Origin of the sequence: Plantibacter sp. lyk4-40-MEA-4, assembly GCF_030209415.1 — a bacterium.
Lineage (GTDB): Bacteria > Actinomycetota > Actinomycetes > Actinomycetales > Microbacteriaceae > Plantibacter > Plantibacter flavus_A.
Map to the genome: position 1 here is coordinate 63,933 of NZ_JARVSA010000011.1, position 12,483 is coordinate 76,415.

At 66.3% G+C, this 12,483-nt stretch carries 12 protein-coding genes and 2 tRNA genes; 2 read left to right on the plus strand and 12 right to left on the minus strand.

Features of this window, described 5'->3' with window-relative positions; all coding sequences use genetic code 11:
* Complete coding sequence (locus QRN44_RS17320) at positions 1-807, minus strand: class E sortase (RefSeq protein WP_139382341.1); 807 nt, start codon at positions 805-807, stop codon at positions 1-3.
* A gap of 78 nt (positions 808-885) precedes the next feature.
* On the opposite strand from QRN44_RS17320, the gene QRN44_RS17325 reads away from it, so the two are divergent.
* Entirely contained in the window at positions 886-1,131 is a 246-nt protein-coding gene (locus QRN44_RS17325; protein WP_064294026.1) for a cell division protein CrgA, read from the plus strand.
* Between the two features lie 381 nt (positions 1,132-1,512).
* Here QRN44_RS17325 and QRN44_RS17330 read toward each other — a convergent pair whose 3' ends face one another.
* Both QRN44_RS17330 and QRN44_RS17335 read right to left on the minus strand, forming a co-directional pair.
* A complete protein-coding gene (locus QRN44_RS17330) occupies positions 1,513-2,205 on the minus strand; it encodes a rhomboid family intramembrane serine protease (RefSeq protein WP_240555610.1) in 693 nt (230 codons plus the stop codon).
* Between the two features lie 165 nt (positions 2,206-2,370).
* The gene (locus QRN44_RS17335) at positions 2,371-2,928 is read right to left on the minus strand and encodes a peptidylprolyl isomerase (protein WP_064294028.1); all 558 of its coding nucleotides are present in this window, start codon (positions 2,926-2,928) and stop codon (positions 2,371-2,373) included.
* A gap of 104 nt (positions 2,929-3,032) precedes the next feature.
* Between QRN44_RS17335 and QRN44_RS17340 the strand changes: the two genes are divergently transcribed.
* The gene (locus QRN44_RS17340; RefSeq protein WP_064294029.1) at positions 3,033-3,557 is read left to right on the plus strand and encodes a hypothetical protein; all 525 of its coding nucleotides are present in this window, start codon (positions 3,033-3,035) and stop codon (positions 3,555-3,557) included.
* A gap of 70 nt (positions 3,558-3,627) precedes the next feature.
* Here the strand turns inward: QRN44_RS17340 and QRN44_RS17345 are convergent, their stop codons facing one another.
* From QRN44_RS17345 to gnd, 9 genes are all read right to left on the minus strand, one after another.
* Positions 3,628-4,050 (minus strand): NUDIX hydrolase, encoded by a 423-nt coding sequence (locus QRN44_RS17345; RefSeq protein ID WP_079000360.1) that lies wholly within the window; start codon positions 4,048-4,050, stop codon positions 3,628-3,630.
* A gap of 74 nt (positions 4,051-4,124) precedes the next feature.
* Positions 4,125-4,197, minus strand: a tRNA-Ala gene (locus tag QRN44_RS17350).
* A gap of 55 nt (positions 4,198-4,252) precedes the next feature.
* Positions 4,253-4,326, minus strand: a tRNA-Ile gene (locus QRN44_RS17355).
* A gap of 87 nt (positions 4,327-4,413) precedes the next feature.
* Positions 4,414-4,821, minus strand: coding sequence for a DUF3566 domain-containing protein (locus tag QRN44_RS17360; protein WP_056010202.1), 408 nt, complete (start codon positions 4,819-4,821; stop codon positions 4,414-4,416).
* Positions 4,811-7,435, minus strand: coding sequence for a DNA gyrase subunit A (gene gyrA / locus QRN44_RS17365; RefSeq protein ID WP_071261999.1), 2,625 nt, complete (start codon positions 7,433-7,435; stop codon positions 4,811-4,813). Before gyrA ends, QRN44_RS17360 begins: the two co-directional genes overlap by 11 nt.
* Positions 7,436-7,542: 107 nt before the next feature.
* Positions 7,543-9,552, minus strand: coding sequence for a DNA topoisomerase (ATP-hydrolyzing) subunit B (gene gyrB / locus QRN44_RS17370; protein WP_121292818.1), 2,010 nt, complete (start codon positions 9,550-9,552; stop codon positions 7,543-7,545).
* Positions 9,553-9,675: 123 nt separating this feature from the next.
* Entirely contained in the window at positions 9,676-10,200 is a 525-nt protein-coding gene (locus QRN44_RS17375) for a DciA family protein (RefSeq protein WP_064294035.1), read from the minus strand.
* Complete coding sequence (gene recF, locus QRN44_RS17380) at positions 10,193-11,422, minus strand: DNA replication/repair protein RecF (RefSeq protein ID WP_285039789.1); 1,230 nt, start codon at positions 11,420-11,422, stop codon at positions 10,193-10,195. The genes QRN44_RS17375 and recF overlap by 8 nt, the downstream gene beginning before the upstream one ends.
* 160 nt (positions 11,423-11,582) lie before the next feature.
* The gene (gene gnd, locus QRN44_RS17385; RefSeq protein ID WP_056010210.1) at positions 11,583-12,473 is read right to left on the minus strand and encodes a phosphogluconate dehydrogenase (NAD(+)-dependent, decarboxylating); all 891 of its coding nucleotides are present in this window, start codon (positions 12,471-12,473) and stop codon (positions 11,583-11,585) included.
* Between the last annotated feature and the right edge of the window lie 10 nt (positions 12,474-12,483).

The following is a 12,483-nucleotide window of genomic DNA, read 5'->3' on the forward strand; positions in this document are numbered from 1 at the left end:
TCAGCCTCCAGCGGCCGCGACGGACGCGGCGATCTCGGCGGGCGGTCCGGCGGACAGCGGCTGCCAGGACTCGTACACCGCGTAAGCGATACTGCGTTCCGCCGTCGAGTAGAGCGGGTTGCAGGTGGTCAGGGTGAGGATGCGCTGCGTGGGTGCGACGCCGTCCACCTGTGGGACGGGATTGAGGACGTCCACCTGGGTGGGCAACACGTAGGTGATGTTCCGGAACACGTAGGTGTAGTAGCCGTCGGCCGTCTGGACGTAGACCTTGTCGCCGATCTGCAGGTCGCTGATCAGGGTCATCGCACCGCCGTAGGCCTTGCGGTGACCGGCGACGACGAAGTTGCCGACCTCTCCGGGCATCTGGGTGCTCGGGTAGTGACCGACGCCGAGGTCGAAGCTGTTGAGGACGGTCGCGGTGTCGACACCCTCGGCGACGACGCGGCGGTAGTCGGCGCCGTACCGCGGCACGTAGAGCACTGCGAACGGGTCGCCCGGCGCGGGGCGGGCGGTCACGGGCGGCTCACCGTAGTTCGGCGCGCCGGTTGCATCCACGGTCGGTTCGGGCGCGGGAGCGGTCTCGGCGTTCTTGATCCACTCCTGCGACTGGCTCGATGCGGCGTTGGCCTGACTGCCGGCCATGATCATGTCGTTCCACCAGAGCTGCCACGCGAGGAACAGCAGGACCACCATGCCCGCGGTGATGAGCAGCTCGCCGGCCACCCCGAAGACGCTGATGCGGTGCTTCGACGGCGCTCTGCGCTCAGCGGCGCGTGCGCTCGCTCGCGAAGGTAGGTCGTCGGTCACGCATGGATTCTACCGAGAAGAACTCGGGATCGGCTGATCCCCAAGGCACCGATTGGGGTGAACAGGTAGAATGTCGGCATGGCACGCACGAAGTCACGAAGCAAACCGTCCCGCGAACCCGAGCAGACGAGCGGCGAACCCGCACCGAACGCGGTCTGGTTCAAGCCGGTCATGTTCGGCTTCATGCTGCTCGGCCTCGCCTGGATCGTCGTCTACTACTTGAGCGGCACGCTGCTCCCGATCCAGTCGCTCGGCCCGTGGAACATCCTCGTCGGCTTCGGCATCGCCTTCATCGGCTTCCTTATGACCACCAGGTGGCGCTAGCCTCCCTCACTTCACGCGTGCACAGCGGGTCGTCCTCTCGGACGGCCCGCTGTTTCGTTGTGCGCGGGATCCGGCGCATCGAGTTCTCCACAGCAATGTGGAGAACTTCCGAGTTATCCACATGCCGGTGTGGAGAACCGCAGGGAGTCCCGGAAACACGGGGAACCACACCGGTGTAATTATCCCCAGTGTTCATAACTCTGTGGATAACTCAGGCAACCTTCAACGTCTCCTGCATGGTTGCGGCTCGCCGCCGAGCGCGGCGATCGTCGACACACGGTCACCGTGCCATGGCGAATCACCGGCCCACACCCGGTCACCAAGCCGAACCCGTTCACTGAGCCGAACCCGGTCACTGAGCCTGTCGAAGTGCGGTCCCGCTCAGAGGAGGGCGGGAAGGAGGCTGGCGCCCAGGAGGACGACGCTCAAGGCGCCGATCAGGACTGCCTGGAGCGGCTGCTGCGTGCGCTTGCGGGTGTTGACGAGGATGAGGCCGACGAGGGCGCCGCCGACGAGCCCGCCCAGGTGGGCCTGCCAGGCGATGTTCACGCCGGGGATGAAACCGATGACCAGGTTGATGCCCAGGAGCACCAGCAGCCCGCGGGTGTCGGCACCCATGCGTCGTTGGATGACGAGGAACGCGCCGAGCAGACCGAAGATCGCGCCCGAGGCGCCGACCACGGCCGTCGTCGGGTCGGCGAGGAACAGGACACCGACCGAACCGGCGAACCCGGCGACCAGGTAGAGGGCGAGGAACCGCCAGTGCCCGAGCATCGTCTCGAGGATCCGGCCGAAGATCCAGAGCGTGTACATGTTCAGCAGGATGTGGAAGATGAAGCCCTGCGAGTGCACGAACACGGCGGTCAACATCCGCCAGGGCTGGAAGGCACCGTACGACGGATCGGAGTACACGCCGGCGTAGAGCAGCGCGTTCGTGACACCGAGCCCGGGGATCCACTGCAGCAGGAACACGAACGCCGTCACGGCGATGATCGCGTACGTGACGATGGGGGAGGAGTTGCTGATCCTCGCGCCGAGACGGTTGCGAGGGGCGCTCTGTCGTTGCGCCTTCATGTCCTCCGGACAGATGAAACCGACTGCCCCGGGCGTCTGGCATTCTCCACAGATCGTCCGACCGCAACGCTGGCAGAGCACGAAGCTCTGTCGGTCGGGGTGGCGATAGCAGAAATTGGCCGACGGATCCCGGGGCAGGGTCACGATCTGTCCTCCGAGCGGGGTCTAAGCCTCGGAGATGGTGACGCTCTCGAGGACGACGGGCTCGATCGGCTTGTCGCCGGCACCGGTCGGGACGGCCTGGATGGCGTCGACGACCGCGCGGGACTCGGCGTCGGCGACCTCACCGAAGATGGTGTGCTTGCCCTGGAGCCACTGGGTGGGAACGGTCGTGATGAAGAACTGCGAACCGTTCGTGCCCTCGACGGCGCCCGTGATGGCGTTGCGGCGCTTGCCGGCGTTCGCCATGGCGAGGATGTAGGGCTCGTCGAAGTTGAGCTCCGGGTGGATCTCGTCGTCGAAGTTGTAACCCGGACCACCGGTGCCGGTTCCGAGCGGGTCCCCGCCCTGGATCATGAACGCGGGGATGATGCGGTGGAAGATGAGATCGCTGTACAGCGCGTCGTTCCGGGTCTGCCCCGTCTTCGAGTCCGTCCACTCGCGCCCGCCGGTCGCCAGGTCGGTGAAGTTCTTGACCGTCTTGGGAGCGTGGTCCCCGAAGAGGTTGACCTTGATCTCACCGTGGTTGGTGTGCAACGTGGCGACTGCGGTGTGCTTTGACATACTCCCAATTCTTGCACAAGGGTTCGGGACTCTCGGATGGTATCCAGGGGTCTAAGTGGCAAGATGGAGGTTACGTTGTTGCCGCGATCATTGGAGATGACCACATGAGCCTGTCACGCAAGCGCCGGAAAGAGCTCAAGAAGCTCAAGGGTTCCGCTGCCGACCTCTGGGACTCCCAGCAGGATGTCCTGAACCACGCCAACGAAGTCGCTCGTGAGGTGAGCCGTCAGCTCGGGAACTTCTCGAAGGAGCAGGTGGTCCCCGTCGTCCGCGACACCTATGAGCACCGCGTCGTCCCGACGGTCGACCGGGGGATCAAGGTCTCCCGCAACGCCGTCGATGGCGTGAAGAAGGGCATCTCGGATGGCGTCGTCCCCGCAGTCGGTGGCGTCGTCGGCACGGTGCTGAGCATCGGCGACATCGCCAAGGACACCCGCGTGCAAGCAGCCCTCCGCCGCCTTCACGTCCCCGAGCAGGTGCTGCCCGCCAAGAAGGGCGCGAGCGCCGGTACCGTCATCGCGATCGGCCTCGGCGTCCTCGCCGCTGCCGGTGTCGCCTACGCCGTCTGGCAGACGTTCCGCGCAGACGACGAGCTGTGGGTCTCCGACGAGGAGCCTGCCGCTTCCTGATCTCGCATCGCACGACGCAGCCCCTCGCCGGTTCCGACCGGGGAGGGGCTTCGTGTTGTGACGGCTGTGCTCAGATGAGGCCGGCGAAGCGTCGTCCGACGTCGACCAGGCTGACACGGTCGAGTGAGCCGACCTCCTCGAGCGGGTACCACGCGGCATAATCGGTGCTGCCGTCGGCCTCGTAGGTCAGCGTGCCGCCGACGAGGTGCGCCCGGTACACGATGCGCAGCGTGTGGAGCGGCCCGGAGGCAGCCGTGCTGAGCCGGCGCTCGACCGGCACGACCTGCGAGTCGACGCCGATCAGCTCGTCGAGCTCGGCGTGGTAGCCGGTCTCCTCGAACACTTCGCGGACCGCCGCGTCGGCCGGGTCCTCACCGGGGTCGATCCCGCCGCCGGGGAGCGTCCATCCGCTGTGTCCGCTCTCGTTCCAATGGGAGAGCAGCATGCCCCGTTCGTCGACGATGACGGCATATGCAGCGACGCGGATATCCATGCCGCCAGCCTAACCGCCGGGCCCCGCGACAACGGAGAACGCCCCCGGCGTCTGCCGAGGGCGTTTCTGGACTGTGGAGCCTGGGAGAATCGAACTCCCGACATCCTGCTTGCAAAGCAGGCGCTCTACCAACTGAGCTAAGGCCCCGGATGGAACAGACCCGGGGATCCGATCCAATCGGTGTGTTACTGGTCGTGCAGGGTGGGGCTACCAGGACTTGAACCTGGGACCTCTTCGTTATCAGCGAAGCGCTCTAACCGCCTGAGCTATAGCCCCGTTTTGAACCTTGTTGAGACTACCCGATTCCCGCCGCAACTCATAATCGGGCGGCGCCGCACGGCGCGGCGCCGACCCGACCGAGCGTCAGTTGTTGGTGAACCCGACGAGCAGGCCACCCGTGATCTTCACGCTGAGGTTGTAGAGCCCCGCGAGGAGGGCTCCCATCAGCGTGATGACGATGAGGTTGAGCAGCGCCACGATGCCCGCGAAGGCCATGACCTGCGGCAGGTTGACGTACTGCAGGATGTTGTTCCCCGGGCCCGCGATGTCGGTGAACAGGCCACCGACCTTCGTGAAGACACCGGTGGTGTTCAGCACGGTGTAGACGAGGAAGAAGAACACCACGATGACCACGGCGACCGCGATCGCCGCCAGGAACGACAGCTTCACCGCCGACCAGAAGTCGATGTACACCAGCTTCAGGCGCACCTGCTTGGTGCTGGTGCGTTTGGTCGACTTCTTGGCCAACTTCTCTGCGACGCTACTGCTCATCTACTTCTTCCTTCATCGCCGGAGTCTCGTCCGGCACGGATGCCTCGGGTTCTGCACCCTCCGTGGCGGCTGCGTCTGCAACCGTCTCCGGAACATCCTGGGTCTCAAGGTTTCGGTCACTGTTCTTGGCCAGCGCGATGATTCGGTCGCTCTCCGCGAAACGCGCGAAGACGACGCCCATCGTGTCGCGCCCCTTCGCTGGAACTTCGGCCACGGCAGACCTTACCACCTTGCCACTGGCAAGAACCACAAGGACCTCGTCGCTCTCGTCGACGATCAGGGCGCCCGCGAGGGTGCCTCGATCGTCGTTCAGCTTGGCCACCTTGATGCCCAGACCGCCGCGATTCTGGCCGCGGTACTGGTCGATGTTGGTGCGCTTCGCGTAGCCGCCCTCGGTCACGACGAAGACGAACGCCTCGCGTTCCTCACCCTCGACGGACGGCAGCACCGACGCCGAGAGAAGCTTGTCGTCGTCGCGGAAGTGCATGCCGATGACGCCGCTCGTCGCGCGTCCCATCGGCCGCAGGGTCTCGTCGCTCGCCGTGAAGCGGATCGACATGCCCTTGCGCGACACCAGCAGGACGTCGCTGTCGTTCTCCACGAGCAACGCGGAGGTGAGCTCGTCGCCCTCGCGCAGGTTGATCGCGATGATGCCGCCCGAACGGTTGGTGTCGTACTCCGAGAGCGCCGTCTTCTTGACGAGGCCGTCGTGTGTCGCGAGGACCAGGTACGTCGCGGCCTCGTAGTCGCGGATGTCGAGGATCTCGGCGATCTCCTCATCCGGCTGCATGGCGAGCAGGTTGGCGACGTGCTGGCCCTTGGCGTCGCGGCCGGCCTCCTGCAGCTCGTAGGCCTTCGCGCGGTACACGCGGCCCTTCGTGGTGAAGAAGAGGAGCCAGTGGTGCGTCGTCGTCACGAAGAAGTGGTCGACCACGTCGTCCGCGCGCAGCTGGGCACCCTTGACGCCCTTGCCACCGCGGTGCTGCTGACGGTAGTTGTCGCTCCGCGTGCGCTTGATGTACCCGCCGCGGGTGACGGTGATGACCATCTCCTCTTCGGGGATCAGGTCTTCCATGTTCATGTCGCCGTCGAAACCGAACATGATCTCGGTGCGGCGGTCGTCGCCGTACTTGTCGACGATCGCGGTCAGTTCCTCGCTGACGATCTCGCGCTGGCGGACCGGCTTCGCGAGGATGTCCTTGAGGTCGGCGATCTGCGCTTCGATCTCGGCTGCCTCGTCGATGATCTTCTGACGCTCGAGGGCGGCGAGACGACGCAGCTGCATGTCGAGGATCGCGCTGGCCTGGAGCTCATCGATCTCGAGGAGGTCCATGAGGCCCGTGCGTGCCTCATCGGCGGACGGTGAACGGCGGATGAGCGCGATGACCTCGTCGAGGGCGTCGAGCGCCTTCAGGTAGCCGCGGAGGATGTGTGCGCGCTCCTCCTTCTTGCGGAGTCGGAACACGGTGCGGCGGACGATGACCTCGACCTGGTGCGTCACCCAGTTGGTGATGAACCCGTCGAGCGGCAGCGTCCGCGGGATGCCGTCGACGATCGCGAGCATGTTCGCGCCGAAGTTGTCCTGCAGCTGCGTGTGCTTGTAGAGGTTGTTGAGGACGACCTTCGCGACCGCATCGCGCTTCAGCACGATGACGAGCCGCTGGCCGGTGCGACCGGAGGTCTCGTCGCGGATGTCGGCGACGCCGCCGAGACGACCCTCCTTGACGAGGTCGGCGATCTTCAGCGCGAGGTTGTCGGGGTTCACCTGGTACGGGAGCTCGGTGACGACGAGGCAGGTCCGACCCTGGATCTCCTCGACGTTCACGACGGCCCGCATCGTGATGGAACCGCGACCCGTACGGTAGGCGTCCTGGATGCCCTTGACACCGAGGATCTGCGCGCCGGTCGGGAAGTCCGGCCCCTTGATGCGCTGCATGAGCGCCTCGAGGAGCTCTTCCCGGCTGGCCTCGGGGTTCGCCAGGTGCCAGAGGGCACCGTCGGCGACCTCGCGGAGGTTGTGCGGCGGGATGTTCGTCGCCATGCCGACCGCGATGCCGACGGAACCGTTGACGAGGAGGTTCGGGAAGCGCGCCGGCAGGACGACCGGCTCCTGGGACTCGCCGTCGTAGTTGGGCTGGAAGTCGACGGTCTCCTCGTCGATGTCGCGCACCATCTCCATGGCGAGCGGGGCCATCTTCGTCTCGGTGTATCGAGGGGCTGCCGCGCCGTCGTTGCCCGGTGAGCCGAAGTTGCCCTGGCCGAGCGCCAACGGGTACCGCATGCTCCACGGCTGGACGAGGCGCACGAGCGCGTCGTAGATGGCGGTGTCACCGTGCGGGTGGAACTGACCCATGACGTCGCCGACGACGCGCGCGCACTTGGAGAACGAGCGGTCGGGGCGGTAGCCGCCGTCGTACATCGCGTAGATCACGCGGCGGTGGACGGGCTTGAGGCCGTCGCGGACGTCGGGCAGGGCGCGGCCGACGATGACACTCATCGCGTAGTCGAGGTAGCTGCGCTGCATCTCGAGCTGCAGGTCGACCTGATCGATCCGTCCGTGCACGCCGTGGTCCTCGTCCGGGACCGTGATCTCGTCGTTGGTTTCGTCTGCCATGTTCTCTTACTTCTCCTGGTCCCTGAGCTTGTCGAAGGGCCTGTCTGGTGCGAGGTGGATCACTTCGACAAGCTCAGTGACCGGTGGATGAGGGTGGTTCGTGCCACTCAGATGTCGAGGAAGCGGACGTCTTTCGCGTTCTTCTGGATGAAGGTCCGGCGGGACTCCACGTCCTCGCCCATGAGCGTGGAGAAGATCTCATCGGCAGCCGCGGCGTCGTCGAGGGTGACCTGGAGGAGCGTCCGCGTCTGCGGGTCCATCGTGGTCTCCCACAGCTCCTTGTAGTTCATCTCGCCGAGACCCTTGTAGCGCTGGATCCCGTTCTCCTTCGGGATGCGCTTGCCCGAGGCGACACCGTCGGTGAGGAGGGCGTCGCGTTCGCGGTCGCTGTACACGTACTGGTGATCGGCGTTCGACCACTTCAGGCGGTAGAGCGGCGGCTGCGCGAGGTACACGTATCCGAGGTCGACGAGCGGGCGCATGTAGCGGAACAGGAGGGTCAGCAGCAGCGTCGTGATGTGCTGGCCGTCGACGTCGGCGTCGGCCATGAGCACGATCTTGTGGTAGCGCACCTTGTCGGGGTTGAAGTCCTCACCGATGCCGGCACCGAAGGCCGTGATCATGGCCTGGACCTCGTTGTTCGCGAGGGCGCGGTCGAGGCGTGCCTTCTCGACGTTGAGGATCTTGCCACGGAGCGGGAGGATCGCCTGGGTCTCCGGGTTGCGACCCTGCACGGCGGAGCCGCCTGCGGAGTCACCCTCGACGATGAAGATCTCGGACAGCGACGGGTCCTTCGACTGGCAGTCCTTGAGCTTGCCGGGCATGCCGCCACCCTCGAGGAGGCCCTTGCGACGGGCCGTCTCGCGGGCCTTGCGGGCGGCGAGTCGAGCGGTCGCGGCCTGCAGCGCCTTCCGGATGATCTCCTTGGCCTGGTTCGGGTTGCGGTCGAACCAGTCGTTGAGCTGTTCGCTGACGACCTTCTGCACGAACGCCTTCGCCTCGGTGTTGCCGAGCTTGGTCTTCGTCTGTCCCTCGAACTGCGGCTCGGAGAGCTTGACGGAGATGACGGCCGTGAGGCCCTCACGGACGTCGTCGCCGGAGAGGTTGTCGTCCTTCTCCTTGAGGATGCCCTTCTCACGTGCGTAACGGTTCACGAGCGTGGTGAGCGCCGCGCGGAACCCTTCTTCGTGGGTGCCGCCCTCGTGCGTGTTGATCGTGTTCGCGTAGGTGTGGACGCTCTCGTTGTACGCCGTCGTCCACTGCATCGCGACCTCGAGCGCGATCTTGCGCTCGGTGTTCTCCGACTCGAAGGAGATGATCTCGTCGTGGACGAGCTCGGCCCGCTTGGCCTTGTTCAGGTACTCGACGTAGTCCTCGAGACCGCGCTCGTAGAAGAAGACGTCCTTGCGCTGCGAGTGTGCCGCCGAGTTGTCGTCGACGTCGTCGGCCTCGATGGCGTCGCGCAACGGACGCTCGTCGGCGAGCTCGATGCGGAGGCCCTTGTTGAGGAAGGCCATCTGCTGGAAGCGGGTCCGGAGCGTCTCGTAGTCGAACTCCGTCGTCTCGAACGTCTCGGCGCTCGGCCAGAAGGCGATCGTGGTGCCCGTCTCGGAGGACGGCTCGTCCTCGTGGAGCGGGGCGTCGGGGACACCGTGCTGGAAGCTCTGGCGCCAGACCGAACCCTGACGACGGACCTCGACGGAGAGGCGCGTGGACAGTGCGTTGACGACGGACGAACCGACGCCGTGGAGCCCGCCGGAGACCGCGTACCCGCCGCCGCCGAACTTGCCGCCGGCGTGCAGGATGGTCAGGACGACCTCGACGGTCGACTTCTTCTCCACCGGGTGGATGTCGACCGGGATGCCTCGACCGTTGTCGATGACGCGGACGCCGCCGTCCTCCAGGATGGTCACGAGGATCGTGTCGCAGTAGCCGGCGAGGGCCTCGTCCACGGAGTTGTCGACGATCTCGTAGACCAGGTGGTGCAGACCACGTGGACCGGTGGACCCGATGTACATACCGGGCCGCTTCCGGACGGCTTCGAGACCTTCGAGAACCTGGATGGCACTTGCGCCGTAATCAGAGTCTTGGGCGTGCGTGTTGGGTTCTGATGTCATAGGAAAAGAGGGCTCCAAACCGTCGAGATTCGACCGTTCCATCCTACCAAACAGACCCCGTGAAGCCGCGAGAAAACGCCCGTTTGAGGCACTTTTCCATGCCCGGAGGCCGTATTTGCCTCCCTAGCCGTAAGTATCGCGTGGACCACGCCCTGGGATCGACCTGGGGCCTCTTTTCCAGGAGGGTGCTCCGGGGCCCTGGAAACGGATTGTGTCGACACCGGCGTCGGGATAGCGTTCGGCGATGCGGACGAGGATCTCGTGGCGCATGTGTCGCAACTGTGTCGCCCAGGCCGTCGACTGGCATTGGACGAGCAGGACGCCGTCCGCGATCGACACCGGTTCGGAGTACCTGGCGGTGTCCTCGCCGCACAACTCCGCCCAGTTCCCGAGGACCTCGTGTTGGGCGAGTGGCGAGTTCCACCCGAGTCCGGCGGTCAGCGAATCGATGACCGTCCCGAGGCCCTTGGGGTCGCGTCCGACTCCGTACGGCACCGAGTCCTGCGGCCCCTCGGCCGAGCGTTCCCGGCGCTTGCGATCACGGGAGACCCGTTCGCCGCCGAAGATCTCCTTGAACCGGAGGTACACCGTGGCGGACAGTTCCCCCGCCGGGTCGGCGTCCCGTCCGAGTCGCCGCGGCTCAGTCATGCGTCGACTCCGTGGTGAGCGGCTCGTTCACTGGGCCGGCCGCCCCGTCCGGACCGTCCACGATCCGTCCGGCTTCGATGCGCACGACGTGCGCGGTGAACCGTTCGGGGACGTCGTCGAACACGGCCGCGGTGATGATGACCTGGTCGTACTCCGCGACCGCGGCCGCGAGGCGTTCCCGGCGACGTGCATCGAGCTCGGCGAAGACGTCGTCGAGGATGAGCACCGGATCACCGAGGGACGAGTCGGCGCGGAGGAGCTCGGCTGAGGCGAGTTTGGCGGCGAGCGCGAACGACCACGATTCACCGTGGCTCGCGTACCCCTTGACCGGCAGCCCGTTGAGACCGAAGAACACGTCGTCGCGGTGTGGCCCGACGAGCGTCAGGCCCCGTTCGAGCTCGGCCGACCGGCGCTGCGCGAGCGCCGCACGGAACCGTTCCGCGATACGCGCAAGATCGACAGGGGCGCCCGGCTCCACGCCTTCCGTGGGATCGGCGGCCGCCGACTCGTCCTCGGCGTCGGTGCCGGCGATACTGAGCACGGGCAGGAGGACCGGTCGGTGATCGTCGCCGGCCACGGCCTCGTACGCGGCACGCAGTGGCCCACCGAGCATGGCCAGGAGCTGCAGACGTTCGGCGATGATCTCCGTGCCGTACTGCACGAGCCGGTCGTCCCAGAGGTCGAGCGTCGCCAGGGGCCCGGACTTCAGCCCGCGCGCCCTCGCCGACTTGAGGAGCGAGTTCCGCTGCTTCAGGGAGCGGTCGTAGTCGGCCATCACGCCGGCCAGCCGGGGGATCCGCTGCACGAGGAGCTGGTCGATGAACCGCCGGCGCGCCGACGGGTCGCCGCGGACGATCAGGAGGTCCTCCGGGGCGAACAGCACGGTGGACACGTACCGCGGCAGTTCGCGCGGCTTGATCTGGGACCGGTTCACCTGGGCGCGGTTGGCCGAACCCCGGTTGAGCTGCACCTCGGCGAGCAGCTCACGACCGTCGTGCACGATGCGCGCCCTGATGATCGCCGCGTCGGCACCGTGTCGGATGAGCGCCTGTTCGGAGGAGACCCGATGGGACCCGAGGCTGCTGAGGTATCCGATCGCCTCGACGAGGTTGGTCTTGCCCTGGCCGTTGCGACCCACGAACAGATTGGGTCCGGGTTCGAGCGCCACGTCGACCACCGCGTAGTTGCGGTAGTCGGTGAGATTCAAGTGCCGCACGATCACCACGTCACCCTACCGCCTCGCCCTGACGCCGAACGGGTCGGGGCGCCGTCGGACGTCCGAGCGCGGCCGTCACGACGACGCAGGGTGAACGAAATCGACCCTCCAGCGAAGCGGAATGCTCCGGGAGGGTCGATTTCGTTCGTCAGGAGACGTCGTGTCGTCAGTCGTCGGCCTTCTTGACCGCGTGTCCGCCGAACTGGTTGCGGAGTGCGGCGACCGCCTTCATGGCCGGCGAGTCCTCCTGGCGCGACACGAAGCGGGCGAAGATCGATGCCGAGATGGTCGGGACGGGCACCGCGTTCGCGATGGCCTCCTCGATCGTCCAGCGGCCCTCACCCGAATCCTCGACGTAGCCCTCGATCTGCTCGAAGTCCGGGTCCTCCTCGAGGGCGCGGACGAGGAGCTCGAGCAGCCAGGACCGAACGACGGTGCCGCGCTGCCAGGCCTTGAACGTGCCGGGGACGTCCTTGATGATGTCCTCGCGCTTGTCGAGGAGCTCGAAGCCCTCGGCGTACGCCTGCATGAGCGCGTACTCGATGCCGTTGTGCACCATCTTCGCGTAGTGGCCGGCGCCGACCTCTCCGACGTGGACGAAGCCCTCATCGCGCGGGCCCTCGGGGCGCAGGGCGTCGAAGACGGGCATGACCCGCTCCACCTGCTCCTTGGAACCGCCGACCATGAGGCCGTAGCCGTTGTCGACACCCCAGACACCGCCGGAGACGCCGGCATCGATGTAGTCGATGCCCTTCGCCGACAGCAGTTCAGCGTGCTTGAAGTCGTCCGTGAAGCGGCTGTTGCCGCCGTCGATGACCAGGTCGCCGGCCTCGAGCAGGCCGTTCAGCTCCTCGACGACCGAGTCGGTGATGGCCCCGGCGGGGACCATGACCCAGACCGTGCGAGGTGCCGGGAGCGCAGCGACGAGGTCGCTGATCGTCGCGACGTCGGTGACATCGGGGTTCCGGTCGAAACCGGTGACCTCGATGCCGTTCGCACGCAGACGCGTGCGCATGTTGTTGCCCATCTTGCCGAGACCGACGAGACCGATGTGCATGGAGGATCCT

Bases quoted from the DNA above. Each gene is read 5' to 3' on its own strand.
- QRN44_RS17325 (WP_064294026.1), top strand. From the start codon at position 886: ATGGCACGCACGAAGTCACGAAGCAAACCGTCCCGCGAACCCGAGCAG.
- QRN44_RS17330 (WP_240555610.1), bottom strand. From the start codon at position 2,205: ATGAAGGCGCAACGACAGAGCGCCCCTCGCAACCGTCTCGGCGCGAGG.
- QRN44_RS17335 (WP_064294028.1), bottom strand. From the start codon at position 2,928: ATGTCAAAGCACACCGCAGTCGCCACGTTGCACACCAACCACGGTGAG.
- QRN44_RS17340 (WP_064294029.1), top strand. From the start codon at position 3,033: ATGAGCCTGTCACGCAAGCGCCGGAAAGAGCTCAAGAAGCTCAAGGGT.
- QRN44_RS17345 (WP_079000360.1), bottom strand. From the start codon at position 4,050: ATGGATATCCGCGTCGCTGCATATGCCGTCATCGTCGACGAACGGGGC.
- QRN44_RS17360 (WP_056010202.1), bottom strand. From the start codon at position 4,821: ATGAGCAGTAGCGTCGCAGAGAAGTTGGCCAAGAAGTCGACCAAACGC.
- gyrA (WP_071261999.1), bottom strand. From the start codon at position 7,435: ATGGCAGACGAAACCAACGACGAGATCACGGTCCCGGACGAGGACCAC.
- gyrB (WP_121292818.1), bottom strand. From the start codon at position 9,552: ATGACATCAGAACCCAACACGCACGCCCAAGACTCTGATTACGGCGCA.
- QRN44_RS17375 (WP_064294035.1), bottom strand. From the start codon at position 10,200: ATGACTGAGCCGCGGCGACTCGGACGGGACGCCGACCCGGCGGGGGAA.
- gnd (WP_056010210.1), bottom strand. From the start codon at position 12,473: ATGCACATCGGTCTCGTCGGTCTCGGCAAGATGGGCAACAACATGCGC.